This is a genomic window from Paenibacillus glycinis, from assembly GCF_009909185.1.
In the GTDB taxonomy this organism is placed as follows: domain Bacteria; phylum Bacillota; class Bacilli; order Paenibacillales; family Paenibacillaceae; genus Paenibacillus_Z; species Paenibacillus_Z glycinis.
The window spans coordinates 270,438-296,154 of record NZ_JAAAMV010000002.1 but is presented as its reverse complement, the minus strand read 5'-3'; the positions used below and the strand labels follow the sequence as shown (position 1 = coordinate 296,154).

At 60.6% G+C, this 25,717-nt stretch carries 26 protein-coding genes; 19 read left to right on the top strand and 7 right to left on the bottom strand.

Annotated elements, in window-relative coordinates; all coding sequences use genetic code 11:
* Window positions 1-56: 56 nt before the first annotated feature.
* From GT019_RS05415 to GT019_RS05395, 5 genes are all read left to right on the top strand, one after another.
* On the top strand, window positions 57-1,226 hold the full coding sequence (locus GT019_RS05415) for an ABC transporter substrate-binding protein (protein ID WP_161741724.1): 1,170 nt from the start codon (window positions 57-59) through the stop codon (window positions 1,224-1,226).
* A gap of 91 nt (window positions 1,227-1,317) precedes the next feature.
* A complete protein-coding gene (locus tag GT019_RS05410; protein ID WP_161741723.1) occupies window positions 1,318-2,964 on the top strand; it encodes an ABC transporter permease in 1,647 nt (548 codons plus the stop codon).
* A gap of 11 nt (window positions 2,965-2,975) precedes the next feature.
* Window positions 2,976-4,097, top strand: coding sequence for an ABC transporter ATP-binding protein (locus GT019_RS05405; RefSeq protein WP_161741722.1), 1,122 nt, complete (start codon window positions 2,976-2,978; stop codon window positions 4,095-4,097).
* The gene (locus GT019_RS05400; protein WP_161741721.1) at window positions 4,094-5,044 is read left to right on the top strand and encodes a ComEC/Rec2 family competence protein; all 951 of its coding nucleotides are present in this window, start codon (window positions 4,094-4,096) and stop codon (window positions 5,042-5,044) included. The genes GT019_RS05405 and GT019_RS05400 overlap by 4 nt, the downstream gene beginning before the upstream one ends.
* Before the next feature lie 160 nt (window positions 5,045-5,204).
* Complete coding sequence (locus tag GT019_RS05395) at window positions 5,205-6,032, top strand: inositol monophosphatase family protein (RefSeq protein ID WP_161741720.1); 828 nt, start codon at window positions 5,205-5,207, stop codon at window positions 6,030-6,032.
* Between the two features lie 185 nt (window positions 6,033-6,217).
* Here the strand turns inward: GT019_RS05395 and xerS are convergent, their stop codons facing one another.
* Window positions 6,218-7,300, bottom strand: a complete 1,083-nt coding sequence (gene xerS, locus GT019_RS05390; RefSeq protein ID WP_161741719.1) for a tyrosine recombinase XerS — start codon at window positions 7,298-7,300, stop codon at window positions 6,218-6,220.
* A gap of 207 nt (window positions 7,301-7,507) precedes the next feature.
* On the opposite strand from xerS, the gene GT019_RS05385 reads away from it, so the two are divergent.
* The 6 genes from GT019_RS05385 to GT019_RS05360 all read left to right on the top strand — a co-directional run bounded on the left by GT019_RS05385 (window position 7,508) and on the right by GT019_RS05360 (window position 12,586).
* Window positions 7,508-7,879 (top strand): GntR family transcriptional regulator, encoded by a 372-nt coding sequence (locus GT019_RS05385; RefSeq protein ID WP_161741718.1) that lies wholly within the window; start codon window positions 7,508-7,510, stop codon window positions 7,877-7,879.
* Complete coding sequence (locus GT019_RS05380; RefSeq protein ID WP_161741717.1) at window positions 7,876-8,769, top strand: ABC transporter ATP-binding protein; 894 nt, start codon at window positions 7,876-7,878, stop codon at window positions 8,767-8,769. The genes GT019_RS05385 and GT019_RS05380 overlap by 4 nt, the downstream gene beginning before the upstream one ends.
* Window positions 8,766-9,452, top strand: a complete 687-nt coding sequence (locus GT019_RS05375; protein ID WP_161741716.1) for a hypothetical protein — start codon at window positions 8,766-8,768, stop codon at window positions 9,450-9,452. Before GT019_RS05380 ends, GT019_RS05375 begins: the two co-directional genes overlap by 4 nt.
* Before the next feature lie 128 nt (window positions 9,453-9,580).
* Complete coding sequence (gene sleB / locus GT019_RS05370; protein WP_161741715.1) at window positions 9,581-10,240, top strand: spore cortex-lytic enzyme; 660 nt, start codon at window positions 9,581-9,583, stop codon at window positions 10,238-10,240.
* Window positions 10,241-10,452: 212 nt separating this feature from the next.
* Window positions 10,453-11,865 carry an immunoglobulin-like domain-containing protein gene (locus GT019_RS05365; RefSeq protein ID WP_161741714.1) on the top strand — a complete coding sequence of 471 codons (1,413 nt, stop codon included), beginning with the start codon at window positions 10,453-10,455 and terminating at the stop codon, window positions 11,863-11,865.
* Between the two features lie 157 nt (window positions 11,866-12,022).
* The gene (locus GT019_RS05360; RefSeq protein ID WP_161741713.1) at window positions 12,023-12,586 is read left to right on the top strand and encodes an NUDIX domain-containing protein; all 564 of its coding nucleotides are present in this window, start codon (window positions 12,023-12,025) and stop codon (window positions 12,584-12,586) included.
* A 62-nt stretch (window positions 12,587-12,648) separates the two neighbouring features.
* Here the strand turns inward: GT019_RS05360 and GT019_RS05355 are convergent, their stop codons facing one another.
* Window positions 12,649-13,134, bottom strand: coding sequence for a C40 family peptidase (locus GT019_RS05355; RefSeq protein WP_161741712.1), 486 nt, complete (start codon window positions 13,132-13,134; stop codon window positions 12,649-12,651).
* A 249-nt stretch (window positions 13,135-13,383) separates the two neighbouring features.
* Between GT019_RS05355 and msrA the strand changes: the two genes are divergently transcribed.
* A complete protein-coding gene (msrA, locus tag GT019_RS05350; protein ID WP_161741711.1) occupies window positions 13,384-14,370 on the top strand; it encodes a peptide-methionine (S)-S-oxide reductase MsrA in 987 nt (328 codons plus the stop codon).
* On the opposite strand, the gene GT019_RS05345 is transcribed toward msrA, so the two are convergent.
* Genes GT019_RS05345 through GT019_RS05335 form a run of 3 tightly spaced genes read right to left on the bottom strand, consistent with a single transcriptional unit; the run spans window position 14,371 to window position 17,911 of the window.
* On the bottom strand, window positions 14,371-15,459 hold the full coding sequence (locus GT019_RS05345; RefSeq protein WP_161741710.1) for a Ger(x)C family spore germination protein: 1,089 nt from the start codon (window positions 15,457-15,459) through the stop codon (window positions 14,371-14,373).
* Entirely contained in the window at window positions 15,456-16,571 is a 1,116-nt protein-coding gene (locus tag GT019_RS05340) for a hypothetical protein (RefSeq protein ID WP_161741709.1), read from the bottom strand. The genes GT019_RS05345 and GT019_RS05340 overlap by 4 nt, the downstream gene beginning before the upstream one ends.
* Window positions 16,568-17,911, bottom strand: coding sequence for a spore germination protein (locus GT019_RS05335; protein ID WP_161741708.1), 1,344 nt, complete (start codon window positions 17,909-17,911; stop codon window positions 16,568-16,570). The genes GT019_RS05340 and GT019_RS05335 overlap by 4 nt, the downstream gene beginning before the upstream one ends.
* 118 nt (window positions 17,912-18,029) lie before the next feature.
* On the opposite strand from GT019_RS05335, the gene GT019_RS05330 reads away from it, so the two are divergent.
* Window positions 18,030-19,175: a glycerate kinase gene (locus GT019_RS05330; protein ID WP_161741707.1), complete on the top strand. Its 1,146-nt coding sequence runs from the start codon at window positions 18,030-18,032 to the stop codon at window positions 19,173-19,175.
* A gap of 316 nt (window positions 19,176-19,491) precedes the next feature.
* Here GT019_RS05330 and GT019_RS05325 read toward each other — a convergent pair whose 3' ends face one another.
* Complete coding sequence (locus GT019_RS05325; protein ID WP_161741706.1) at window positions 19,492-20,112, bottom strand: uridine kinase family protein; 621 nt, start codon at window positions 20,110-20,112, stop codon at window positions 19,492-19,494.
* A 178-nt stretch (window positions 20,113-20,290) separates the two neighbouring features.
* Here GT019_RS05325 and GT019_RS05320 point away from each other — a divergent pair, with 178 nt between their 5' ends.
* The 4 genes from GT019_RS05320 (at window position 20,291) to GT019_RS05305 (ending at window position 22,354) form a co-directional block, all read left to right on the top strand.
* Window positions 20,291-20,557: a hypothetical protein gene (locus GT019_RS05320; protein ID WP_161741705.1), complete on the top strand. Its 267-nt coding sequence runs from the start codon at window positions 20,291-20,293 to the stop codon at window positions 20,555-20,557.
* Window positions 20,558-20,610: 53 nt separating this feature from the next.
* Window positions 20,611-20,916 carry an MTH1187 family thiamine-binding protein gene (locus tag GT019_RS05315; protein ID WP_161741704.1) on the top strand — a complete coding sequence of 102 codons (306 nt, stop codon included), beginning with the start codon at window positions 20,611-20,613 and terminating at the stop codon, window positions 20,914-20,916.
* Window positions 20,917-20,991: 75 nt separating this feature from the next.
* Complete coding sequence (locus GT019_RS05310; RefSeq protein ID WP_161741703.1) at window positions 20,992-21,576, top strand: YdeI/OmpD-associated family protein; 585 nt, start codon at window positions 20,992-20,994, stop codon at window positions 21,574-21,576.
* A 334-nt stretch (window positions 21,577-21,910) separates the two neighbouring features.
* Complete coding sequence (locus GT019_RS05305) at window positions 21,911-22,354, top strand: MarR family winged helix-turn-helix transcriptional regulator (protein ID WP_161741702.1); 444 nt, start codon at window positions 21,911-21,913, stop codon at window positions 22,352-22,354.
* 55 nt (window positions 22,355-22,409) lie between these two features.
* Here the strand turns inward: GT019_RS05305 and GT019_RS05300 are convergent, their stop codons facing one another.
* A complete protein-coding gene (locus tag GT019_RS05300) occupies window positions 22,410-23,279 on the bottom strand; it encodes a LysR family transcriptional regulator (protein ID WP_161741701.1) in 870 nt (289 codons plus the stop codon).
* 131 nt (window positions 23,280-23,410) lie between these two features.
* Between GT019_RS05300 and GT019_RS05295 the strand changes: the two genes are divergently transcribed.
* Window positions 23,411-24,316: a DMT family transporter gene (locus GT019_RS05295; RefSeq protein WP_161741700.1), complete on the top strand. Its 906-nt coding sequence runs from the start codon at window positions 23,411-23,413 to the stop codon at window positions 24,314-24,316.
* An 84-nt stretch (window positions 24,317-24,400) separates the two neighbouring features.
* A complete protein-coding gene (locus GT019_RS05290; RefSeq protein ID WP_161741699.1) occupies window positions 24,401-25,579 on the top strand; it encodes a hypothetical protein in 1,179 nt (392 codons plus the stop codon).
* Window positions 25,580-25,717 lie beyond the last annotated feature (138 nt).

The window sequence follows — 25,717 nt, the reverse complement described above, 5'->3', positions numbered from 1 at the left end:
CCGAATACCGGCTGCGAGGGCTTCGCCCCCGCAAAACTTTCAGGAGGTTTCCACACATGCTCACCAAACCACGCGCCCGCATGGGCGGACTCTTATTGGCATCGGTCTTCGCGCTGACGGCTTTGCTGTCCGGCTGCGGATCCGATAACGGCAGCAACGGCAACGCGGCTTCGAATACGACGGGGAACGCGGCTTCGGCGAACGCCGGCGGCAACAAGACGGACGCCGCCGCCAACGCCGAAGCGGACAAACCGGCCGAGACGCCGGCGGCGGAGCCGGCTTCGGCCTCGAACAAGCTGGTCGTCTACGCGGCGCTCAACGAGGACGACGTCGTGCAGATCCAGAAGAAATTCAAGGCAGATACCGGCATCGACATCGAGTACATTCGCTTGAGCGGCGCAGGCGAAGCCAGCACGCGCGTCCAAGCCGAGAAGAACGCGCCGCAGGCGGACATCATGGTCGGCGGGTCCGTGGAATTTTACGACGGCTTGTCGTCGCAAGGATTGCTCGAAGCGTACACGTCGCCGAACGCGAAGGAGATCGACGCGCGCTTCAACGATCCGAAGGGCTTCTGGCAGGGCTGGTACATGGGCGTGCTCGGCATCGTGCTGAACAAGGACCGTTTCGAGAAGGAGCTCGCGCCGAAGGGCGTCAAGGAACCGCAAACCTGGGACGACCTGCTCGACCCGAATTACAAAGGGAAATTCGTGACGTCCAATCCGGCAACGGCGGGCGGCGGCTACATCTTCGTGGCGGATCAGCTGTTCCGTCTGGGCGACGAGAAGGGCTGGGATTACCTGAAGCAATTGAACGGGAACGTCCATCATTACACGCAGGCTGCCGGCGACGGCATCACGCTGACCGCGACCGGAGAGTTCGTCGCCGGCATGTCGTGGGCGCATGACATCGTCAAATCGATGAAGCAGGGCTACCCGATCAAAGTCATCATTCCGAAGCAAACCGCGTTCGAAATCGGCGGCGTGGGCATCGTCAAGGGCGGCGCCAACACCGAGAACGCGAAGAAATTCGTCGACTGGCTGCTGACCAAGGAAGTCGGCGAGATGAACACGAAAATGTCCAACCGCTATTCCGTCCGCTCCGACGTCGCGCCGCCCGAAGGCATGTTGAAGATCGAGGACGTGGATCTGGTGAGCTACGACCGCGCCAAAGCGTCGGCCATGAAAGAAGACGTCGTGAAGAAGTTCACCGACATGACGGCCAAGTAACGTCAACGCAATACGCGAAACGCGACACCTCCTCTTTGCGGGCCTCCCGCAGGGAGGAGGTGCGCGCCATGAATCGAAAGGAGCGGGCGAATTGATCTCAACCGCCGCCAACAAAAGCGCGGGGAACCTGAAGCGGCTGAGGAAGGATCCCTTCCTGGCGCTCGGCTCCGCGGCCATGATCCTCCTGACGTGCTTTTTCGTCGTCTGGCCGATCATCAAGGTCGTCAGCTATTCCCGCTTGGCCGACTATCGCAAATTATTCACCTATTCGAGCTGGTACCATGCCGCCCTGAACAGCTTGTTCATCACGGCGTTGTCCACGATTTCCTGCACGCTGATCGCTTTTCTGTTCGCTTACGCGGTGACCAGGGCGCATGTGCCGTTCAGACGGCTGTTCGCTTCGGTCGCGCTGCTGCCGATCGTCTCGCCGCCGTTCATCGTGGCGCTGTCGTACATCCTGCTGTTCGGCGGGCAGGGCATTATTTCCAAATACGTGCTTCACGTTCACTTCGACATTTACGGCTGGCACGGGTTGTGGCTCGTGCAGACGATGACTTTTTTCCCGTATGCGTATGCCGTCATTCACGGGGTGATGGCTTCGATCTCCCCGCAGCTCGAGAATGCGGCCTATAACCTCGGAGCCACGCATTGGCAGGTATTCCGCCATGTGTTCCTGCCGCTCTGCAGGCCGGGCTTGGCGGGCGGCGCGCTGATCGCCGCGATGAACGTGCTGGCCGATTTCGGCAATCCCATCATCATCGCGGGCAATTTCCATGTGCTGCCGACCGAGGCGTACATGCAGATGTCGGGCATGTTCGACCTGAACTCCGCCTCCGTGCTGTCGACCGCGCTGCTGCTGCCGGCGATCGCCTTGTTCGTCTGGAACCGCGCCTGGATCGGCAAGCGCTCCTACGTGACCGTGACGGGCAAAGAATCCAATGCCCGGACGTTCCCGCTGCCGGCCGCCGCCAGATGGACGGTGTTCGCGGCTTGCCTGCTCGTGACGGCGCTGGTCGTGTCCGTCTACGGCGTGCTGTTCTACGGCGCCTTTACGAAGACGTGGGGCTTCGACTGGTCGTTCACGCTCAAGAACGTGCATTACATCTTCGCGAAAGGACGGGAGATGGCGAACAGCCTGAAGTTCGCGCTGCTGTCCTCGATCGCCGCCGCGGTCTTCTCGCTGCCGCTCGCGTTCATCGTCCAGCGCAAGGGAACGCGTCTCTACCGGCTGCTGGACGTGCTGGCGATCCTGCCGGGGGCCGTGCCGGGGATCTTCCTCGGGCTCGGATTCGCCGTGGCCTTCAACGAGAAGCCGTTCCTGCTGACGGGAACGCCCTTGATCATGATCCTGGCTTTGATGTTTTGGAATTTGCCGACCTGCTACAGCGTCAACCTGGCCGGGCTCGCGCAGATCAGCGGCACGCTGGAGGAAGCCTCGCTCAATCTCGGCGCGAATCGGCTGCGCACGTTTCGGCGGATTCTGCTTCCGCTGCTGCGGGGGCCGTTCATTGCCGGCGTGACCGTCTCGTTCCTGCGTTCCGTCACCTGCCTGAGCGTCGTCATCTTCATCTATTCCGCCAAGACGTCCGTCGGCACCGTATCCATCCTCGGCCTGGTCCAGAACGGGCAGTGGGGCAGCGCCTCCGCGCTGACCGCCGCGCTCATCCTGATGGCCTTCGCCGTGCTGGCGCCGACGCGCCTGCTGCTCAAGAAGCAAGGAAGATCAATCCAACTTTAACGGAGGGACCTATGGCCGCCAACGAACCGATGATCGAAATTACGAACGTATCCAAACGCTTCGGCGATTTCGAAGCGATCAAGAACATCTCGCTGTCCGTCCCGGCCGGCAGCTTCACGACGCTGCTCGGGCCGAGCGGCTGCGGCAAAACGACGCTCATGAAGCTCATCGCCGGCTTCTTCGAACCCGACCGCGGCGACATCTTCATCGAAGGCAGACGAATGAACGGCCTGCCGGCGTTCAAGCGGAATACGCCGCTCGTCTTTCAGGATTACGCCTTGTTCCCGCATATGACGGTGCAGGAAAATATCGCCTACGGCCTGAAGCTCCAGAAGCTGCCCCGCAAGACAGCCGAGGACAAGATCACGGCGATGGTCGACATGTTCGGCCTGCATGGGCTGCGGGACCGTCTGCCGCGCGCCTTGAGCGGGGGACAGCAGCAGCGCGTCGCATTCGCTCGGGCGCTCGTGATGGGCAGCAACGTCATCCTCATGGACGAGCCGCTCAGCAATCTCGATGCCAAGATGCGGGTCGAGGTCCGCGACGAGCTCCGCCAGCTGCAGCAGCGGCTCGGATTTACCGCGGTGTTCGTGACGCACGACCAGGACGAGGCGCTGTCGATCTCCGACCAGGTGGCGGTATTCGACCAAGGCCGAATCGTGCAGGTCGGCACGCCGAGGGAGATCTACAAGAAGCCGGCGTCCCGCTTCGCGGCGGACTTCGTCGGCGCCGCCAACTTCGCGGAGGGCGTCGTGAAAGCGATCGAGGGCGACGACCTGGTCATCGCCTGCGGGAACGGCATCATGCGCGTGCACCGCGACGGGTATGCCTTCGGCCCGGGAGAACGGGTCACGCTCGTGATCCGGCCGGAAAACATCGCCGTGCACGAGTCGGCGTCGCGCGGGGATAACGCCTGGAGCGGCCACTTGCTGCGAAGCAGCTTCCATGGCCGGTCGGTCCGGTATTGGGTGGCGGCGGACGGCCGGGACTGGATCGTGGACGACGCCGGACCGGGCAGCATCGCCGGCCTGCAGGGGCTCGTCCACATGTCGGTGGATAAGCGCGCCGTCCATCTGCTGCCCGCAGCGGGCGGAACGGTGACCATCGAGAGCGGAACGGGGGCGATCGCATGAGCGCGGAGGTGCATTTTCTGAACGTCGCCTGGGGCGATTCGCACGCGATTCGTCTCCCGTCGGGGAAAGTCACGCTGATCGACGGCGGCGACGGAGCCGTGCTGCCGAACCGGGATCACCCGCTCCGCTGGCTGGACCGGCACGGCGTCGAGGAGATCGAGTGGCTAATCCTGACGCATCTGCACGAGGACCACTTGAACGGCCTGCTGGCCGTCGCGGAAGCCAAATCGATCCGCAACGCGGTGCTTCCGTACGAGCCTTTTCGCTTGCCGGCAGCGGAGGACGAGGCCGCCTACGTGCCGCTTGCCGGTCAGATGCTGCACATGCTCGGCGCTTATCTGACGCTTATCGAGCGGCTGCGCGAGCAGGGAACGGCCATCCGCTGGCGCGACGGATACGGTTCGCGGGAGAAAGCCGTCGTCTGGGAAGAGGAAGGCGTGCGCTTCGCGCATTTGTACCCTTGGCTGGGCGACCCGCTGCCCGCTTATCAAATGATTCGGGACATGGCCGAAGCGGGACTGCCGCCGACTAACGACGCGCTGTTGTCCTTCTTCGAGGCGTCCAATCACGACAGTTCGGTCTACCGGTTAAGTCTCGTCGACGAGCCGGAGCACGACATCGTGTTCGGCGGCGATCAGCCGGAGCCGGGCTGGGAACGAATGGCGACCCGGGACGATATCGCCTGCGGCGTGCTGAAGGCGGCCCATCACGGGCTACCGGACGGATTCAACGAGCGGATCCTCGCGCTGACGCGGCCGGAGCATTGCGTCATTCCGATCGAGGCTGCGCGTTCGGGGCCTTATGCGGCGGAGTGGAAACGGCTTTCGAAGCATGCGCAGACGACGATACGGCTGACGTCCGGCGCCGCGCATGGCTTGACGTACCGGCTCGGAAGCGGCGCGGCTCCCGCCGCCGCGATCGAATCGGATTCGGAGCCCGACGCATAGGCGCAGGCAGGCAGAGAGGCGACAGAACGAATCGCTCGCGGTCAGCCGGAAACAGGAAACCTTCCGACGCTTCAAATAACGGGAATCCACGATCCCTAATTACACGTACTCAATCATATTCAGCCGATGCACACACCATACAGCGCAAGGAGCAGATGCAATGAAGGCGCAAGCGAATGGCGAGGAAACCATGCTGCAGGACGCCGTCCGTTACTCGAAGGAAGCGGGCAGCTTGGTCATGGAACTAATGAACGGGCCTTTGCGCATCCACGAGAAAGTCAATCTATCCGATCTGGTGACGGCCGTCGACGTGCGCAGCGAAGAGCTCGTCCGGGCACGCATCGCGTCCGAGTATCCGGAACACTGGATCCTGTCGGAGGAAACGGACGGCGGCACGAACGGCGAACGCGGCGGCGCGGATCCGCGCCCGGGCTACGGCTGGATCATCGATCCGATCGACGGCACGATCAATTTCATTCACAAAATCGCGCATTTCGCCATCTCGATCGGCATCGTCAAGGACGGCGAGCCGGTCGTCGGAGCGGTATTCAATCCCGTCACGGGCGATCTATATACGGCAAGGAAAGGCGGCGGCGCGTTCTGGAACGGGCAGCCGCTGGCGGTCGGACGGGAAAGGGAGCTCGGGCAAGCGCTGATCGGAACCGGGTTTCAGGCGAAGGATTGGCATCCGGATTCCGTCGTGCTGCGGCAGCTCTGCAGCTTGACCGGCAAAGCCCGCAACGTGCGCATCAACGGCGCGGCCAGCCTCGATCTGTGCCACGTCGCCTCCGGCCGGCTGACGGGCTTCTGGCACGACGGCCTCTATCCGTGGGACGTCGCGGCGGGCCTCGTCATCGTCCGGGAAGCGGGAGGCGTCGTCTCGAACCGCGACGGCGGCGAATTCGCGCTGAGCGACGATTCGCTCGTCGCGACCAACGGCGCCGTTCACGAAGCGTTGCTCGCCGTTCTCCAATCGGCCGCCCGGTAGACGCATCAGGGGCAAAGCGAACGCAAAAGAGCTGACCTAAGCCGGACAGGCATGAGGTCAGCTCTTTTTGTCGTTGTCTTGGCGGCGAACGCCGTACATCCGTCCGGGCCATTAATCGTCAGCCCAGGCGTCCTGTCGTCTCCGGCGTCAGCCAGCGCGGAGCGGCTTGCTCGAAGTCTCCGGCGTCAGCCTTCCTTCGGGCGGTCGATCGCTTCGGCCATCGTCTTGTCGGTCAGATGCGCGTAGATCTGCGTCGTCTCCGGCGAGGCGTGCCCGAGCTGCTCCTGCGTCTTGTACAAGTCGTTGCGCAAATAATAATCCGTCGCGAACGAATGCCGGAGCTTGTGCACGGACAAATACGGCTTGCCGAACCGCTTCGCGTACTTGAGCACCATCTCCTGAATCGCGCGCTTCGTCATGCGCGAGCCTTCGCGCTTGCCGTTGGCCAAGGCGAGGAAGAGCGCCTTTTCGCGCTTGGGGGCCTTGTACTGCGACTCGCGCAGCGACAAGTAGTGCTGCAGGTCCCGCATCGCTTCCTGGCGGAAATAAACGGGCGTCTTGAAGGTGTCGTCGTTCTTCCCTTTGCGGTAGACGTAGAGCAGCCGTTTCTTCAGGTCAAGGTCGTCCACGTTCATGTTGAACAGCTCGGAGACCCGCAGTCCGGAATTCAAGATCAAGCTGACGATGGAGGTATCCCGCGTCCGGTTATTCGCATAGGCATAGAACGCCTGCTTGTTGGCGGCGATCTCCGTGCCGTAATCCTCGTTGATATAGCGGATGAATTCCTCGATCTCCTGCTCCTGCAGCAGCTTGCCCTCCAGCTTGGCGGCGGTGTCCTTCGGCTTCGACGTCCGTTTGATCGACACCTTCGCCATGACGTTGCGCTTCAGCAGCGGATAGAACTGCTCGTCCTCGGCGATCTGGCTCAGATAATGAAAGAGCGAGCGCAGGGAGGAAAGCTTGCGGGAGATCGTCGTCCGGCTGTTGCTCTGCTCGGTGCGGGTGGAGAGAAACATTTTGAACGCGTCGATGCTGTCCATGTGCAGCTTCTCCAGCTCCTCCAGCTTGACGTCGCGGACCGCCGGCCCTGCGGCAAGCCCCTCCGCCAGCAGCCAGGACAGGAAGGCGTCGTAGTCCCTCACGTATTCCAGCAGGGAAGAAGGAGAGAGATCGGGGAGTTTGAAGTTGATGAATTTCTCGATATACCAGGGCATGGACGGCGTCCTCCGGTCCAGCTCCTGCCGGTCTTTCACCTTGATGATGTTCATGCCGTTGCCACCTCCGTGTACGTTAATTGTAGTCCAGTCGCCGGGCAATGTAAATCCTGGAAAGGAACGCGCGTTCGTCAAACATCGGCGTGCCGCGCCTGCCGCCAATACGGGCGGGAGCGGAAAATCGCGATTTCCCGTTGACAATGAGCTCCATTGCTTATATAGTTAGTTACATGAGTAACTAACCAACATGGTGGTGTAGCGATGGGGAACCAAATCGATGACAGCCGTCCCATCTTCGTGCAAATCGCCGAACGCATCGAGGACGATATTTTGGAAGGCGGGCTCCCCGAAGATTCTCAGGTGCCTTCGACGAATCAATTCGCCTCGTTCTACGGCATCAATCCGGCGACGGCGGCAAAAGGCGTCAATCTTCTGGTGGATCAAGAAATCTTGTACAAGAAGCGAGGGATCGGCATGTTCGTGGCATCCGGGGCAAAGGTGAAGCTGATGGAGAAACGCAAGGAACAGTTTTTCGAGCAATACGTGATCGCGATGATCCGGGAAGCGGAGAAGCTGGGGATCACGAAGGAGCAGTTGACGGAAATGATTCGCGAGAGGGGGAGCAGCGTATGAACGCGATTGTCGAGGCAAAGCGCTTAACGAAGAGCTACGGAAGCTTTACCGCGGTTAACGACGTAAGTTTCACGATCGAAGCGAACAAGATCTACGGCTTGCTCGGACGCAACGGCGCGGGCAAGACGACGATCATGCATTTGATCACCGCGCAGCTGTTCGCTTCCGGCGGGGAGCTGCTCGTGTTCGGCGAAGAACCGTTCGAGAACAACAAGGTGCTGAAGCAAACCTGCTTCATTAAGGAAAGTCAGAAATATCCCGACACCTTCCGGGTCAAAGACGTGCTGGAGACCGCGGCGATCTTGTTCCCGAATTGGGATGCCGGTTTTGCCGAACGGCTCGTAGCCGACTTCAACCTGCCGCTCAAGCGCCGGGTGAAGAAGCTCTCCCGCGGCATGCTGTCGTCCGTCGGCATCATCATCGGACTCGCCAGCCGGGCGCCGCTGACGATATTCGACGAACCCTACCTGGGCCTTGACGCCGTCGCGCGGAACATCTTCTACGAGCGGCTGATGGAGGATTACAGCGAGCATCCGCGCACGGTCATTCTCTCGACGCATCTGATCGACGAGGTCAGCCGGCTGCTGGAGCATGTCATCGTCATCGACGGCGGGAAGATCATGCTCGACGAGGAAGCGGATTCCCTCCGCGGCCGGGCATACACGGTGTCCGGTCCAGTCGCGAAGATCGAGTCGTATATGGCCGGCAAGCAGGTCATTCATCAAGAGTCGCTGGGCGGTTTCAAGTCGGTCACGCTCTTCGAGCGGCTGGGCGTCACGGAACAGAAGCAAGCGGAAGCGCTCGGACTGCAATTCGCGCCGGTCACGATCCAGCAGCTTATCGTGTATCTGACGAATCGCGGGCCGGAACAGAAGGGGGTACTACGATGAATACTGTCCAAGGCGTCGTCAAAATGCATATGAAGGACCGTGTCTCCTGGTTCTATCTGCCATGGATTATCGTGTTGTCAAGCTTTGTCGTGAATCTGTTCATCGCCGGCTTGGTCACGACGGAGGATCAACTCGTCACCGGGGGCTTGGCGTCGATCTTCGTCTATGCGATGGTGAGCGGCATTATCGGCGTGCACCATACGTTCGCGTTCGCGCTGGGACTGAGCGTCCGCCGGCGGGATTACTTCTCCGGCTCGATGATGATGATCGCGATGACGAGCGTCGGAACGGGACTGCTGCTGACCCTGTTGTCTTATATCGAGATGTGGTCGGACGGCTGGGGCGTGGATTTGTTCTTCTTTCATCTTCCCTACATCACGGACGGCAATGCCGTTCAGCAGTTTATCGTGTTCACATCGTTCCTGCTCTTCATGTATATCTTTGGCTGGGGCATCTCGAGCCTCTTCCGCCGCTTCGGCAAAACCGGCTTGTATACGATGTCCATCGTCTCCCTGCTGATCGGCACGCTGCTCGTGTACGCCTTCATCTACTGGGGCTGGTGGAACGGCGTCCACGATTTCTTCGAAGGGCGTTCGGCGTTCAACCTCGGGCTGCTCTTGCTGCCGGTATCCGTCGTCCTGTCGTTCGTCGGGTATGCGCTGCTTCGCAGAAGCACCGTATAATCGGGGGGCATCGCTTGTCCGATGAGGATTATTTAAGATCATTAGAATCTCCTGTTTTCCGCAAAACGGCTCGAACTCCCGTGGTATGATCGTCTTCCAGACTTTCGTGATGGAGGGATTCGAGCTTCATGAACAAGCACAAACGATTGACCGCCGCGCTGGCCGGAACGCTCGTCGCGGGATGCGCCTTGCTCGGCTTCGGCGGTTCGGCATTCGCCGCGTCCGCGCCGACGCTGAAGTCCGGCAGCGCGGGCGGGGACGTGGCCGACCTGCAGTTCCGTCTGCAAACGCTCGGCTACTACAAAGGCTCGCTAACGACCGTATTCGGCATGGCGACCCGCAATGCGGTGTCCAATTTCCAGCGCGACCACGGCTTGGCGCGGGACGGGATCGCGGGACCGGCCACGTGGGCGAAGCTGAAGAAGCTGTCCGTCAACAAGCCCGAGCTGTCGAAGCTGGCCCGCATTATTTATTCCGAAGCCAGGGGCGAGATGTACAAGGGGCAGGTCGCCGTCGGCGCGGTCGTCATGAACCGCTTGAAGTCGCCGGCCTTTCCGAAGACGTTGACCGGCGTCATCTTCGAGCCGTATGCCTTCGCCGCCGTGTCCGACGGCCAATATTGGCTGCTGCCGGACAACTCGGCGTTTCTCGCGGCGAAGGATGCCGTGCGCGGCTGGGACCCGACGAAGAACGCGCTCTACTACTATAATCCGGCCACGGCAAAATCCAAATGGATCCTGACGCGGAAGATCACCGCGAAAATCGGCCATCATGTATTCGCCATATAGGGTTTGCCAAAAAATTCCGCCTTCGGGCGGAATTTTTTATTGGAAACGAGTGCAACTATTGGGGCGGCGCGCTCGTTTGAAGGGTAAGAACGCGGAACGCACTCACGTACGGAATTGATTGCCGCTCATTATCGTTCCCGGTTCACCAGCGTGCTTGGCGAAGCAGGTTCGGATGCGCCTTCGCCGATTCCAAGAAGCGAGGAGAGAGGTTCATGAAGAAATGGGCAATCGCAATGCTCGTTTTGTCTCTGTTTGCGTTCGGCGGCGCCGCGGCGTACGCGCACGGCGGCGGCTCCAGCGGTTCGGGCGACGCAAAGCGCCAGCAGCAGCTGCAATCCTGCAAGGAAACGGTAGCCAGACTCAATCAAGTGCTCGCGAAGACCAAGAACGAGCAAACGCGCGCGCTTCTGAAAAACATGATCGCGTCGTTCAAGACGCAATGCGAGGCCGGCAGCAGCGCGGGCTCCCAGAACGCGAAGAAAGTCAACGACGATAAGAACGCCTTGGCGATTCAATATTTGGGCAACGACTCCGCGGGCAGCGTCACGCTGCCGCTCATCCTGCCCGCCAGAGGCAAGAACGGCTCTTCGGTACAATGGACGTCGAGCAATCCGGGCGTGATATCGAACGACGGCTTGACGGTGCGCCGGTCGACGAATTCGGACGTCGCGGTGAACCTGACCGCCGTCCTCAAGTTCAACGGCGCGACCGCCAGCCGCACGTTCCGCGTCGTCGTCAAGGGCAATTTCCCGCAGCTCACCGACAGCGAGCGGGTAGCGAAGGACAAAGCCGCGCTCGCGATCGGCTACGGCGGCTCCGACAACGGCGGCAGCGTGACGCAGCCGCTCAAGTCGCTTCCGTCGAAGGGCGCGAACGGCTCCGACGTCAGATGGGTGTCTTCGCTGCCTGCCGTCGTCTCGAACGACGGCAGGACGGTTAACCGGCCGGCGAACGGCTCGGGCGACGCGATCGTCGTCTTCACGGCCTTCATCCAATCCGGCGGTTATACCGACGTGAAGATCTTCACCTTGACCGTGAAGCAGCATATCCCCGACGCCCAGCGCGTCGCGGCCGACAAAGCGGCGCTGCAGATCGATTTCGGCGGATCGGATACCGCGGGCCGCGTGACGCGTCCGGTGGACGGTTTGCCGGCCAGAGGCGCGAACGGATCGGCGATTACGTGGAACTCGAGCATGCCGGGCGTGCTGTCGTCCGACGGCAAAACGATTCATCGGCCGCAAGCCGGCGCCGGCGATACGTTCGTCATCCTGACGGCATTCATCGCGAGCGGCTCCTCGGCCGACGCGAAAGTGTTCGTTCTGACCGTCAAGCCGGAATTCACCAGCCAGGAGAAAGCCGCCGCCGACAAGGCCGATCTGGCCATCGCGTTCAAAGGCGGCGACAATGCCTCGAGCGTGACGCAGCCGCCGGGCTTGCCGTCGAAAGGCTATTACGGCAGCACCATCGTCTGGTACTCCAGCAATCCGGCCGTGCTGGCGGCTGACGGTGCCGTCCACCGGCCCGCGCACGGCAGGGGAGACGCGGCGGTTACGCTGACGGCCGTCCTGAGCAACGGTTCGGCGAGCGACGTGCGCAGCTTTGGCGTCACCGTCAAGCAGCAGTAACGGTCACGCCGCTCGCTTCTGGCGGAAACAACCTGCTTCCCCGATTTGCTCGTGTTCCGATATTAACGGTTGAACTTTACCGGGCACTAGCGCTATGATTTAGACGTAGCGCTGGTCTATGTCTCCAACAACATATCGGACAAATCGGGTGAAGCGAATGGAAATGAAGTATTGCATGACATGCGGGGCGCCGCTGGAAACGCGCGACGTCGACGGAACGATGCGTCTAGCCTGCTCCGCGGAAGGCTGCAGCTTCGTGCATTGGGGCAATTACAGCATCGGCGTCGGCGCGCTCGTCCTGCGGGAAGGGAAAGTGCTGCTGGTGCGCAGGGCGCAGGAGCCGGGCAAAGGGTACTGGACGAATCCCGGCGGGTATATCGAGCAGCTGGAGCTGATTCACGATTCCATCCGGCGCGAGGTGAAAGAAGAGACCGGCGTGGACGCGGAAGTGCGGGGGATCGTCGCGGTCCGCGACCTGCCGCGAAACATTCACAATGTCTATATCGCGTTCGCGATGGATTATGTCGGCGGAGAGCCGGTCCCGGACGGGATCGAAGTGGATGCGGCGGGATTTTTCGGGATGGCGGAGCTCGAGTCGATGAACGTCGCCGGGTTCACGCGCTGGCTGATCGACGTCGCGCGGAAGTCGGAGGGCGACGGCTTGATCGAAGACAAGGAACCGCTCGTCAAGCTGGACGGACACGGGTTGTTCCGCATATAACGCGGCAAAAAAGAGCCGGGCACGAAGAGGACGCTTCCTCTTCCGCCCGGCTCTTTCGCTGCTTAATTAAGCACGCGTCGCGCGGTCACGTAATTTTTCTTCCAATAGCTGGATCCCAGGTCGGAGATTTCGACGCCGTCGTTGGCGCTGTGCAGGATCTTGTTGTCGCCGGCGTAGATCGCGACGTGGCTGATGCTGTAGCCGTTCGTTTTGAAGAAGACGAGGTCGCCCATGCTGAGGTTCCCTTTGGCGACTTTCGTGCCTTTCGAAGCTTGGCTGAGCGACGTGCGAGGCAAGTTGATGTCGAAATTGTCGAATACGTACTGCGTGAAGGACGAGCAATCGAACGCGTTGGTCATGTAGGGTACAGCGCCGTACAAATACGGAGTGCCTATGTATTTCTCGCCGTAATCGATAAGTTCTTTGGATTTCTCCGTTGCCGCGCTTGCGGTCAACGTCGTACCGGCTGCGATTGCCGTCAAGCCGATCGTGGCGCAAAGGCTCACATTTAGGATGCTTTTGAGTAAACGTTTATGCGAAATTGCCATGTCTTTCCCTCCAGCTCTTCAAGGTGCCGTTTGTCATGTTTTACACTATACCACACGTGAAACAGGAGGTTTTTCGCGGATTAAGGGAAATCGCAAGCATTCTTTTATCCAAATGCGACTTTATGAGAATTAAGTGAGAAATTTCTCATGTTATGTCGCTTGTCCTGTCGAAGGAGGAAATTTGGAATGCGAAACCGTCTCTGGTATGATATCGGTATGATTCAAATGATAGAAAGGACGTGCCGAAGCATGAGCGAAACGAAGACGGAATCAACCCGGCCAGCGGCCGAAAAATTGGAAAAAGCGACTTTCGCGGGAGGATGCTTCTGGTGCATGGTCACTCCGTTCGAGGAGCAGCCCGGCATTCACGGCGTCGTCTCCGGATATATGGGCGGGCATAAGGCCAACCCGACTTACGAGGAAGTGTGCTCCGACACGACGGGACATGCGGAAGTCGTCGAAATCACGTTCGATCCGGCGATCTATCCCTACGAGAAGCTGTTGAACACGTATTGGATGCAGATCGATCCGACCGATGCGGGCGGGCAATTCCACGACAGAGGGGATTCCTACCGGAGCGCGATCTTCTATTACGGCGAGGAACAGCGCGCCGCGGCCGAACGTTCGAGGGACGAGCTGCAGCGAAGCGGCCGCTTCGACAAGCCGATCGTGACGGAGATCGTGCCGGCCACCGAGTTTTACCCGGCCGAAGACTATCATCAAGGCTATCATCACAAGAACCCGCTTCGGTATAAAATGTACCGCAAAGGCTCTGGCCGCGACGCGTTCATCGCCGACCATTGGAATACGCCGAAGGAACGCGAAGCCCGCCGAAGCAAGCTGACCCCGATTCAATACGAGGTCACGCAAAACAACGGCACGGAACGCCCGTTCACCGGCGAGTACTGGGATTTCAACGGGGAAGGCCTCTACGTGGACATCGTCTCCGGCGAACCGCTGTTCAGCTCGGCGGACAAATTCGATTCGAACTGCGGCTGGCCGAGCTTCACCAAGCCGATCGTGGGCGCCAACGTGAAGGAGAAGGACGACCTGACGCACGGCATGGTCCGCACGGAAGTGCGCAGCAAGGAAGCCGATTCGCATCTCGGGCATGTCTTCAACGACGGTCCGGGGCCGACCCGGCTGCGCTACTGCATCAATTCGGCCGCGCTGCGGTTCATTCCGAAGGCCGACATGGAGAAGGAAGGGTACGGCCACTATTTGACGTACCTGTAATTACCGGATGAGTCCCGTGCTGTCGATCACGACGCGCGAGGTCACGTCGAATTTGACCTGCGGGTAGACCTCGCGCCAATGCTTCCAGTCTTGCTCGTCGCCGAAATATTGGGCCAAGTAATGCAAGCCGAATCCATAAGGGTCGACGCCGGCATCGCGGATCTTGGCGAGCAGCCGCTCCGTGTTCGCGTTGAAATGGTTTTCGAGCAGCTTCTCGACCTGCGGGATGTTGCGGTTCATCAGCGTCACCGCCGTCTGCTCGACCATGCCCTGGATTTTGAGCCGGAGATGGACCGTCGGCACGTTGTCCTTCGTGATGCGGACCTGCTTGGAAACCTTGGAGATGTAGAGCACCAGCCGCTTGCCTTCGTAATTGACGGCGATGCCGGATTTGGCGAACGCGTTCGCGCTCAAGTTGAACAGCAGCGTTTCCCTGCGGTTCAGCATCAGCTGCTGCTTCGTTTTGTTCAGTAAGGCAAGGTGCTCGACCACGTACGAATTCCCGTCGAACCGGATGGTGGGGAGATACGGGTCGAGCCCTTTTTCCTTGAAGCGGCGAAAACTGTCGAAGAGATACTCCGTGACCGTGTACGGGGAGATGGTGCCTTCTTTGCCGAACGTCAGGAAGAAAGCGTTTCCGGCGATCCGCTCCGTCGTCGGGTTCGCTTTCAGCACTTTGTTCGCGCTCGGTTCGGCCGTCGCGAGGTAAGAGATGAGCTGGATGTCGCGGCGCCTGCCCAGCCAGCTGAGAGGCTCCTCCATGGAGTGCTTGATTAGCGATTGGCCGAACAAGAAGACGCGGCACTGGCCGAAATCCAGCTCTTTGTCGACATGCGACTTCAGGTTGCGGACGGCCTCCGCGATGCTCGGCGCCTCGAGCTGTTCGACCTGGCTTTCCGCCAGCCCTTCCCCGATCTTGGTCGCGGGTATGGCGAGCCGAAGCGTGACGAGGTAAGGCGTCTCCGTCTTCCCCGTATAATCGATGCCCATCGCCACGACGAAGAACCGCTTGTCGATATCTTTGAATCCGCAGCTGCCGAGGAACGCGCAGCAGGACAACGCAAGCAACAGGAACGCGACTTTTTTCATTCCAGCGCCTTCTCCTTTTCCGTCTGCTTGATCCGTTTCCGCACGAAGTAAACCATGAGGAAGAGCGTCGCGATTTCGGCGAAAAACCGGATGATGATCCATAGCTGTGACATCAGCTGGTTTCGCTCCGGATTCATGCAGGACATGTAGACGAATGCCAGGATGCCGATCGCGGCGGACATCCAGACGTTCAAGCCGGAGACGGATTCTTCCTCCACGCCTTTGTACCGGTTCAAAGCATAGCGCACGAAGAGAATCGCCGTATGCCAGGTATTCATGATGAAGAGGAGCGAGATCCCGGTGAACATCAGCAGGAACACGTACAGCACCCGGTTGATGAAGCCGTAATCGAGCGCCATGGAATCAGCTGTCATCGACCAGAGGTAGACGTAATCCTCGACGCCTTGGGTACCGTGGAAGCCGATCGGCACGAAGAACGTGATCGCGAGGAACAGCGTGCCGAACACCGGAATGATCCAGCGGAAGCGGATCCGCTTGACGTGAAGCCGATTGGAGATCACGAGATTCATGTAGCCCGAGAACAGGAAGGTCCCCGAAGCGATGGCGACGAAGGACGGCGGCTTCCTCACGTAGCCGGCCACGTAGCGGATCGCGTCCCAATCCATGTTGTCGTCGAACATCGCTTTGATCAGAAACAAGATGAGCATCGGCGTGATGACGATCATCGCGATTTCCTGGATGAATTGCACGGTCCGCGTCGAGCGGCTGCTCGCCCATACGGAGGCGCCGGCAAGCAGGAACAGGTTGACGTACGGGTTCATGTCCGGGTAGAAAAACAAGCGCGAGGTTTCGGCGTAGGAATAGATGACGATGATGCCCGCGGGCAGCCATACGCAGAGTCCGCCGAACAGCAAATTAAAGCTCCACAGCCATCTCGGCAGATACAGATCGTTGATTTCCGGAAAGCCCATGCCGGGAAAGCGTCCGAAGCACGCGACGATGCCGAGCGACAGCGCCGTGCTGATGCCGACCGCGACGAGCATGCCGGAGATCGCGCCTTCGAACCGGTCGCGGACCAGCAAGTAGGGGACGAACATCATGATGTTGATCATGCCGACATACAGCACATGGTAATATAAGTAACGGCTCATCCTTCGTTCGCTCCGTTCCCGGCGCGATGGACGCTGGCTTCTTCCCTCGGGCGGAAGAAGGAAAGATACGGTTGCCCGAAGCTTCGCAGATTGCACCAGTAGACGACCAGCGAGAAGAACAGCACGACGACGCCGAGCAGGCCGTAGAAGATGGAGATTACGACGAACACGTACTTGACGAAACGGATGGAGTACCCAAATCCGTTGTTCGGGATGACGAAATTGGAAATCGCGACGACGGAGGTGACGATGATCATGATGCTGCTCACGAGCCCCGCCTGTTGGATGGATTGGCCGAGAATCAACCCGCCGACGGTCGTCGCCGTGGAACCGATGGAGCGGGGAAGCCGCAGGCTCGCTTCGATCAGCGCCTCGATCATGAACAGCATGATGAACACCTCGATGAACGAAGGATACGGCACGACGACCCGGCTTCCGGCGATGGACAACGTCAATTGCACGCGCAGCACCTCCGGATTGTAGGACACGATGGCGATATACAGGGCCGGCAGCGTGATCGTGAGCGTCATGGCGACGTAGCGCAGGATCAGCAGGAATTTGCTCATCCAGTGGAATTCGTAATCGTCGTCCATCGCGTGCATGAAATCGAACAATCGCACGGGGAGGATGAGTCCGAAACGGCTGCCGTCGAGCAGCATCGCCACTTTGCCGCGTTCGATCATCGTCGCGATGCGGTCGGGCCGCTCGGTTTGGAGGATGATGGGGAACAGCTTATGGCGCTTGCCCGACAGCTCCTTCATCAGCTGGCCCGTCGCCCGCAGCATGTTGACCTTTACCTGGGCGAGGCGCTCGTTGACGAGCTCGAGCACTTCCCGATTGACGCGCTCGACGTCGTAAAGCAGCACGACGCGGGACTTCGAAGCTTCGCCGAGCACATGCCGTTCCACGCTGAGCGTCGGTTCGTTGTACCGCACGCGGACGAGGCTGATGTTCATGTCCACGTCTTCCGTCAAGGCGGACTGCGGCCCTTGCAGCGTGTTCTCGATCTGCACGGAGTCGGGCTTATCATGCAGCTTCCGCGGCACCTCCAGCCGGTAGACCGTTCCTTCGAGCTTGAACAGCAGCGCGCCCTTCAACAGCAGGTTCGTCCATCCCTTGGGATCTTCCGCCTTGTCAAGGCACGGATGGGAGACGAGGAAGCGGTTGAAGGCATCCGGATGGAAACGGTAGGTGAACGGCTCGATTAATTCCGTATTGATAAGTCCTTGATCGCAAAGATAAGGAAAAAAACAGAGTTCCATGCGAAGCGTGCCGTTGTCGAGCACGTTGGTGTAAAGATCGGAAGGATCCTGAAGCTCCTTGCGGATTTGTTCGATCATGCGCGTATCCTCCCGTTCCGTCGTGATTTGGGAATTAGCTTGCCCCGGGAACGGGAATGCCATGCAAATGTTGGATATTCCGCCAAAACTTGCGGATACCTAAGAAGGAGAGAGGCCCATGAAATTCGTGTTAGCGCCGGATTCGTTCAAGGAAAGCATGACCGCGCAGCGCGCGGCGGCCGTCATGCGGGAAGCGATCGAAGCGGTCATGGCCGGGCGCGGGACGTCGATCGTCGAGCTGCCCGTCGGCGACGGCGGGGAAGGAACGCTGGAGATTTTGACTTCGGCCATGAACGGCCGGCTGATCGAGGCCGCCGTGACCGGTCCGATGGGGGAGACCGTGGCGGCAAAGTACGGGCTGTCGGGCGACGGCCGAACGGCCATCGTGGAGATGGCGCAGGCGAGCGGGCTGCAGCTCGTGCCCGTCGAAGCCCGGAATCCGCTGCTCGCCACGACGTACGGGACCGGGGAATTGATTCGGCAGGCGCTCGGTCATGACTCCGTCGATCGCGTCATCATCACGATCGGGGGCAGCGCGACCAACGATTGCGGCGCGGGCATGCTGCAGGCGCTCGGCGTCTCGTTGACGGACGAAGACGGCGAGCCGATCGGGCTCGGCGGCGGACAGCTTCGCCGGGCGGCGGCCATCGATTGGTCGGGCATGGACGACCGGCTGCGGAAAGCGAGCCTCTCCGTCGCTTGCGACGTGACCAATCCGCTGGTCGGGCCGAACGGGGCTTCGCGGGTATTCGGGCCGCAGAAGGGGGCGACGCCGGACATGGCGGACGAACTGGATGCGGCGCTGGCGCATGCCGCCGATCTGATCGAGGCGGCCGGCGGCCCTCGTCTGCACGACGTGCCGGGAGCCGGGGCGGCCGGCGGAATCGGGGCGGCGCTCATGCTGTGCGGCGGCAAGCTGGAGCCGGGCATCGATCTCGTCTTGGACGCGGTCGGCTTCGACGGGCAGATCGCCGGCGCCGATTATATCTTGACGGGGGAAGGCCGGATCGACGGCCAGACGCCGAACGGGAAGGTAATCGCGGGGATCGCGGCGCGCGCGCGGAAGGCGAACGTGCCGGTCATCGCGTTCGCCGGCAGCTTGCAGCCGGGGTACGAGCCGCTGTACGGGGAAGGCTTGCTGGCGGCGTTCAGCATCACGCCGCGGCCGATCGCGCTCGCGGAGGCGCTGCGGCAGGGCGAGACGAATTTGCGGCAGACCGTCGAGAACGCGATTCGGCTCATTGCCGGCGCGGGTCAGGCGTAACATCGCGATAGGACCGGCACGATCGGAGGCTCGAGTCTCCTGTCGCGCCGGTCCTTCGGTTTAGGATACGGGTTACGGTTCCGCCGGGCGCTAGATTCGACAGACGATTCCGGTGGGATATGGAATTCACGCGGCGTTTGGACGGGCTTTAGGATTCGTTGTACGGTTCCGCCAGCCGATAGAGGGTTTCTTTGGTTCCCATGGCACACCCGGATAGGCGGTTCCTGGCCGATCCGGCGTTCGCGATCGACAAGCTGACGCGGGTATTGGGCCGGCTGCCGAAGTAATGCAAAAAAGACGCGAAATCGCGGCAAGGCTACAGGTTCAGCACAAGGTCAAACGAGGAAGGCGGGCGGATCCGGGCGAAATAATACGCTTCGGCGGCATCCCAACGCCCGTGCCAGGCGAGATCCTCGCCGTTCTCCCGCTCATTGTGCCTGCGGGTCCTGACGTCGGCCGGTACATGAACCAGGACCGACAGGTCGATGAGGTCGCTTAGCCCGGGCAAGTTGGCGTAAATGCCTTCGAGCAGGATCACGTCCGCCGGCGGGACGGTCACCGCCTCGCGCGCCAAGCGATCAGCCGTCTCGAAGGAGAACGGGCGGTAGCAGGCGGGCCGGCCGTCCAGCAGCGGCAGCAGCGCTTCGCGGCGGGCTCGCCGCCAATCCATGCAGCGGCGGCAGCGCTGCTCCGCCGTGCTGCGGTCCCATTCTTCGTCCGCGATCGCGGCATCGAAGAAGTCGTCGTAATGCACGAGCGCGGCGCCGAGGAGCGGGGCGGCCAAGATGGCGAGCGTCGTCTTGCCGGCGCCGCTTCCGCCGTCGAGCGCGACGACGAACGGACGCACGCGCTTCGACCGGCGCCGATCGATCTCGTCCGCAAGCGCGCGGGCGGCGATTAACGGCGTTGCATGCAAATCATTTGCGTTTTGCTCCATGCCGACACTCCTTTGCGAGTTTCTGACAGCTGGCCGATGCTTCATCTATTCGCGTTCGTTTCGGCATATACCTTCTTACGGGCGTGTTCCGCGACTTGCCGGAATGAAGTCCGTTTTGGGTAATCGTAGGTATGCGTTCGAATCGGAAGCGGGCATTAATCGGGGAGGGATGGCGTCGATGCATGGTCCTGGATATATCCTATTGTGGGCGGTTCTGCTGCTAATCCTGCTGGCCGCCGGATGGCGGAGAAGATGGTGGGCATTTGCCGTTTACGCGGTCGGCTGCACGATTCTCCTCGTCGAAGTGAACCGCGGCAACGGCGGCTGGGATGATTTGGCCGACTTCGCGACCTTGATCGTCTTCGTCTTGCCGTTGTACCTCATCGGAACGATCGTGTGGGCGGCGGGGCATTTTGTCCGGAAACATCGGGCGAAACAGAAGTGATTAATGATATGAATTAAATAAATTAACGAGATTAACTACTGGAGGGACAAGCCATGGCAATCGTACAAGTCACGATCGTTCCGCTGGGGACGGAATCGACGAGCGTCGGCGCGTATGTCGCGTCCGTCGTTCACGTGCTTCGGGAAGCGAAAGAGAAGATCCGCTATCAATTGACGCCCATGAGCACGATCATCGAAGGCGAGCTGGACGATTTGCTTGCCGTCGTCCGGCGCATGCACGAGGTTCCGTTCGCGAGCGGCGCGCTGCGGGTCTCGACGTCGATCACGATCGACGACCGCAGGGACAAGCAGGGGACGATGGAGCAGAAGCTCCGGTCGGTGGAAGAGAAGCTGAAATAAAGACGCGCGCCGCGTATCTCGACTGGCTGCAGTTGTCAGCGAAGCGGCGAGATAATGGTTGACGGAGGTGATTCCATGGCCGGCAAAACCGAAATGCTGCCGATGCTGTTGTTTCAAACCGAGCGGCAGCTGGAAGAATGGCTCGAAGCGCATCATGCGTCAATGCCCGGGACCCGCATGCAAATCGCGAAGAAAGGGTCGGGTATCGAATCGATTACCTATCAGGAAGCGCTTGATATCGCGCTGTGCTACGGCTGGATCGACAGCCGGAAGGAGAAGTACGACGACGCGTCGTGGATTCAGGTGTTTACGCCGCGCGGAGCGAAAAGCATATGGTCGAAGGTGAACAAGGAAAAGGCGGAACGCCTGATCGAGCACGGACGGATGAAGGCCTCGGGACTTGCCGCGATCGAGAAGGCCAAGCGGAACGGCGAATGGGATAAGGCTTACGAGTCGCAAAGCATCGCGGGAATTCCGGCGGATTTCGCCGAAGCCTTGGATCGCAGCAAGGCGGCGAAAGCCTTCTACGATACGCTCGACCGGGCGAACAAGTACGCGATGACCTTTCGCATCCATAACGCCAAGAAGCCGGAAACGAGAGTGAAGCGGATCGCGCAATTCGTGGACATGCTGGAGAAAGGCGAGAAGATTTACCCGTAGACGTACGCGGAGCCGGATTGCGCTGCCGGAAAAAAGCCGTGCGGCAAACGGCGATTCGATGCGGACGCTTGAAAGCCATGCTTGTCGCAAGCCGGTTCGATTCGTCGGGCCGGCTTATTGCGCTTTCGCGCAGTTATGCATGTCCGGCACCATGAGCGGCTCGCCTCGTGCAACGATGGAACGGAACAAGGTTGTCCGTTTCATCGCCGTCACGCGCCGTCGCAACCGTTCGGGGAAACCGCGCATGTTCGGGCTGGCCTGTTGTATAATCCGGATCGATCGTTTACACTGTCCATATAGTTGACTTGTATACGAATCAGGAAGGGGATAACGCATGGACAGCATCGCCAAATGGATCTCGGTCCTGCACCGCCAATTTCAGATTTATCTGAACCGGGAGCTCAAGGAGCAGGACATCAATTCATCCGAATATATTTTCCTGATCAATTTGTACGAGAAAGACGGCGTATCCCAAGAGACGCTTTCGTCCAATTTGTTCATCAACAAGGCGGCGACCGCGCGGGCGATCGGCCGGCTCGAGAAGCTCGGCTACGTGAAGCGCTCGCGCGATCCGCTCGACAGCCGCGCGTATCTCGTTACGCTGACGGCGAAGGGGCTGGAGATGCGCCATTTCATCAAGAGCAAGCTCGCGTACTGGCGCGAGACGATATCCGCCGGACTGTCCGCGGAAGAGACCGACGAGCTGCTCCGCACAATCAAGCTGATGTCCGCGAATGCGCTGCATGAGACCGGTCGCGACGAGCCGGAGGACGAATAGTCGCGGCCAGCGCATAAGGGCTGATCGAGTCGTGCCCGGGGCGCCGCCCAGCCGCTCAGCCGCTCGTTGTCGGCACGCTCGGAATCATCCCCATGAAGGCGCCGAGCGCGCCGCTGATGAACGAATCCTTGCGCGTGATGAATTCCGTCACCATCGCGCGATGCGTCTCTGAGACCGGAAACAGCCGAACCAAACCTTCCTCGGCCTGCCTGCTCACGACGGATACCGGTACCAGCGAGATGCCGAGCCCGGCCGTCACGCCGCCGATTATCGCTTCGAGCGTCCCGAATTCCATGATCACGGATTGCGCGAGCCCGTTCGATCGAAGCCAGCTCTCCAAGATGTCGCGATAGGAACAGCCTTTCGTGAAGACGAGAATCGGCCGTTTGACGGCTTGCTCCAGGCTCGCGATCGACGCATGGGCGGCAATCGCGAGTTCTTCCGTGAACGCATGCACCGACTCCAGCTCCGGATGCTCGCATTCGCAGCCGATGAAGGCGCCGTCCAGCTCGTAGCGGAGCACGCGATCCATCAGCTCCTGCGTGTTTCCGGTGACGACGGACAGGAGCACGTTCGGGTACATCGCGTAGTAGTCGGTCAGCAGGCGCGGCAGCCGGACGGCGGCCGCCGTTTGCGTGGAGCCGATGACGAGCGGGCCGGCGGGCTTCTCGGACGAGGAGAGCGCTTTGGCCGCTTCGTCCAGCAGGCCGACGATTTTGTCGGCGTAAGCCAGCAGCGTTTTGCCGCTCGAGGAGAGCGTCATGCCGCGGTTGTGACGGTGGAACAGCACCGTGCCGAGATCCGACTCCAGCTGCCTGATGCGCGAGGTGACGTTGGACTGCACGTAACCGAGCTTCGCGGCGGCTTTCGTGATGGAGCCTTCGCGGGCTACCATCCGGAACACGCGTAAATCCCCGCTTTCCATGATGAAGTTCCTCGCTTTCTGGTATCACCAATAATGATATCCAATATCGATAACAATCATTATACATAAAACCCATCCTCTCTTACAATGAGTATCAATTCAGGTACGCATCGCAGAAGGAGGAAACGGGCATGAACAAATTCACCTATATCGGCCTCGTGTTAGGCACCACGCTTATCATGGGCCTTGCATTTCCCGTCGGCAAAATCGGCTTGACTTACGCGCCGCCGTTTTTCTTGATGGGCTTACGGTTCACATTGGCCGGTGCGCTGCTCGCGGTCATCGCGCGCATGATCGGGAAGCCTCGGCCGAGGGGAAGGAACCAATGGCTGCAAGCATCCGCGATCGGCCTGTTCCAATCCGCCGGCGTGATGGGCTGCGCCTATTATTCCATGCGCTGGATCACGTCGGGGGAATCCTCGATCATCACGTGCACGAATCCGTTAATTGTGATCCTGCTGAGCACGGTCTTCGGCGGCGCGGCTTACCGCGGACGCCAGTGGCTCGGCGTGGCCGTCGGCATCGTCGGCGTCGCGTTTTCCTTCGGGCTGCATCTCGGCCTGCAGCCGGGCACGTTCATCGGCCTGGCGGGCGCGTTCAGTTTCGCCGCGGCTACCTTGCTCATCAAGCGATGGGGAGCCGGGTTCGACATGACCGCGCTCGCCGCCTATCAAATGCTGGCCGGCGGCATGATGCTCCTTGTCCTCAGCCTGATGACGGAGCATCCGTATTTCGCGTTCACCGGAACTTCGGTTCTGGTCACGCTCTGGCTCGCGCTCGTCTGCTCCATCGTTCAATTCATGCTGTGGTTTTATCTGCTGCGCCGCGGCGATCCGGCGAAGACCAGCTCGTTCCTGTTTCTGGTGCCGGTCTTCGGCGTGATTTCAAGCTGGCTGCTGCTCGGCGAACGGGTCCAATGGTACGTTGGCGTCGGCGGCGCGTTCATATGCGCGGGGATTTTCCTGGTGAATTGGGAGGGAAAAGGCAGGCCGGCTCGGACGGCGGCCATCCAAGGCGCGAAAGAAGCGGGCGCCTAATCGCATCGGGCAAAACAACGGCAATAACCTTGGAAGCCGTCAGCCTCTAGTAACGGAACCGATGCGAATGGGAGGAAGGAAGCCATGAAGAAAACAAGCCATGCGATCGCGCTGCTGGCGGCCGTGATCGGACTGAGCGGGCCCATCGGCGGTCAGCTCGCAAGCGCTTCGGGAGCTTCGCCGGAATGGACCTATCAGGACGGATACAAGGATCCGGTCACGGGGCGCTCCTATTACCGGGCGGCAGCTTACGAACGACAGCAATACGTATCCCGCGTCGTGTATGCGGACGGGTCGGGGAACTGGTACGCGCTTCCGAAGCCGTACTGGGGCTTCGGCGTCGACAATGCGAACGGCGCGTTGCGGCTCTACGGGAACGGCGATTACCTGGATAGCATCGGCAGCTCGCTGTACAGCCCGAGCCACGACCTCGTCACGCGCCGCATCGACTATGACGAGCGCTCTCCGGACGGCAAATGGGAATTGAAGGTCGGCGAGCATTACACGATCGGTTCCGAACGCAACGCGACAGGCAAGCGGCTGCTGGCATTCGTGAAGCGTACCGGAGACGGAACGGTTCGGGAATTCTCGTTCACCGCGTTCTATTCCGGCGTATTCTGGCTTCCGGACAACCGGCTGCTCGCGCACGTGTACAGCGAAGAGAAGCGGCAGAACGAGATCGTCGCGCTCGACCCCGCAACGGGAACGACGACGCCGCTCGTCGTGGGGAGCTTCTACGGCTACGATGCCAAGAGCGGATCGATCGAATTCGCGTATAACGAACCGACCAGGAAGCCTTGGATCTACAGCTTGAAGACGGGGCGGACGAGGCCGTATACGAAGCAAGACGAACCGCTCTTCCAAGCGCCGTCCCGGCCGGAACCGACAAGCCCGGCACCGCTCCAGCCCGCGGCCGTCCCGGCCGATCTTCAACCGGACAACCTGCCGGTCGCGCCGTTGACCGAGTCGACGGAACCCGAAGCCGTCGCGGTCATCAACCGCGTCTCCGTGGAGCTCCCGGCCGCTTTCCTCGAAGGCAACACGGGTTGGATCGCCCTCCAGCCTTTGCAGCACGCGTTCGGCGTGAAGGCGGAGAAGCTGGAGCAGTATCCGATCGACCGGCAGTTCCGGCTTTCGCTGCAAGGCAAGTCGCTTTTCGCGGACCTCGAAAACAGCCGCAACTATGGCGGCCGCCTATACGTGAACAAAAGCCTGCTGCAGAAGCTCGGCTTGAAGCTGGAACAGTTGCAATGGATCCCTTAACCGGAACGCCGCGGCTTCGTGCCCCGAACGAATGAACGCCCGAAACGCGCCGTTGCCCGGTCGATTGCGGCCGCGGCGACCGGAAACCGGATAATTGTGCGAAGCGGGGAACAGCTGGTATACTGGGAACAACTCAAG

Bases quoted from the DNA above. Each gene is read 5' to 3' on its own strand.
- GT019_RS05325 (WP_161741706.1), bottom strand. From the start codon at position 20,112: ATGGAGCAAAACGCAAATGATTTGCATGCAACGCCGTTAATCGCCGCC.
- GT019_RS05315 (WP_161741704.1), top strand. From the start codon at position 20,611: ATGGCAATCGTACAAGTCACGATCGTTCCGCTGGGGACGGAATCGACG.
- GT019_RS05335 (WP_161741708.1), bottom strand. From the start codon at position 17,911: ATGATCGAACAAATCCGCAAGGAGCTTCAGGATCCTTCCGATCTTTAC.
- sleB (WP_161741715.1), top strand. From the start codon at position 9,581: ATGAACAAGCACAAACGATTGACCGCCGCGCTGGCCGGAACGCTCGTC.
- GT019_RS05340 (WP_161741709.1), bottom strand. From the start codon at position 16,571: ATGAGCCGTTACTTATATTACCATGTGCTGTATGTCGGCATGATCAAC.
- GT019_RS05295 (WP_161741700.1), top strand. From the start codon at position 23,411: ATGAACAAATTCACCTATATCGGCCTCGTGTTAGGCACCACGCTTATC.
- GT019_RS05395 (WP_161741720.1), top strand. From the start codon at position 5,205: ATGAAGGCGCAAGCGAATGGCGAGGAAACCATGCTGCAGGACGCCGTC.
- GT019_RS05330 (WP_161741707.1), top strand. From the start codon at position 18,030: ATGAAATTCGTGTTAGCGCCGGATTCGTTCAAGGAAAGCATGACCGCG.
- GT019_RS05345 (WP_161741710.1), bottom strand. From the start codon at position 15,459: ATGAAAAAAGTCGCGTTCCTGTTGCTTGCGTTGTCCTGCTGCGCGTTC.
- GT019_RS05400 (WP_161741721.1), top strand. From the start codon at position 4,094: ATGAGCGCGGAGGTGCATTTTCTGAACGTCGCCTGGGGCGATTCGCAC.
- GT019_RS05300 (WP_161741701.1), bottom strand. From the start codon at position 23,279: ATGGAAAGCGGGGATTTACGCGTGTTCCGGATGGTAGCCCGCGAAGGC.
- GT019_RS05310 (WP_161741703.1), top strand. From the start codon at position 20,992: ATGGCCGGCAAAACCGAAATGCTGCCGATGCTGTTGTTTCAAACCGAG.
- GT019_RS05375 (WP_161741716.1), top strand. From the start codon at position 8,766: ATGAATACTGTCCAAGGCGTCGTCAAAATGCATATGAAGGACCGTGTC.
- GT019_RS05320 (WP_161741705.1), top strand. From the start codon at position 20,291: ATGCATGGTCCTGGATATATCCTATTGTGGGCGGTTCTGCTGCTAATC.
- msrA (WP_161741711.1), top strand. From the start codon at position 13,384: ATGAGCGAAACGAAGACGGAATCAACCCGGCCAGCGGCCGAAAAATTG.
- xerS (WP_161741719.1), bottom strand. From the start codon at position 7,300: ATGAACATCATCAAGGTGAAAGACCGGCAGGAGCTGGACCGGAGGACG.
- GT019_RS05360 (WP_161741713.1), top strand. From the start codon at position 12,023: ATGGAAATGAAGTATTGCATGACATGCGGGGCGCCGCTGGAAACGCGC.
- GT019_RS05405 (WP_161741722.1), top strand. From the start codon at position 2,976: ATGGCCGCCAACGAACCGATGATCGAAATTACGAACGTATCCAAACGC.
- GT019_RS05415 (WP_161741724.1), top strand. From the start codon at position 57: ATGCTCACCAAACCACGCGCCCGCATGGGCGGACTCTTATTGGCATCG.
- GT019_RS05380 (WP_161741717.1), top strand. From the start codon at position 7,876: ATGAACGCGATTGTCGAGGCAAAGCGCTTAACGAAGAGCTACGGAAGC.
- GT019_RS05365 (WP_161741714.1), top strand. From the start codon at position 10,453: ATGAAGAAATGGGCAATCGCAATGCTCGTTTTGTCTCTGTTTGCGTTC.
- GT019_RS05385 (WP_161741718.1), top strand. From the start codon at position 7,508: ATGGGGAACCAAATCGATGACAGCCGTCCCATCTTCGTGCAAATCGCC.
- GT019_RS05290 (WP_161741699.1), top strand. From the start codon at position 24,401: ATGAAGAAAACAAGCCATGCGATCGCGCTGCTGGCGGCCGTGATCGGA.
- GT019_RS05355 (WP_161741712.1), bottom strand. From the start codon at position 13,134: ATGGCAATTTCGCATAAACGTTTACTCAAAAGCATCCTAAATGTGAGC.
- GT019_RS05305 (WP_161741702.1), top strand. From the start codon at position 21,911: ATGGACAGCATCGCCAAATGGATCTCGGTCCTGCACCGCCAATTTCAG.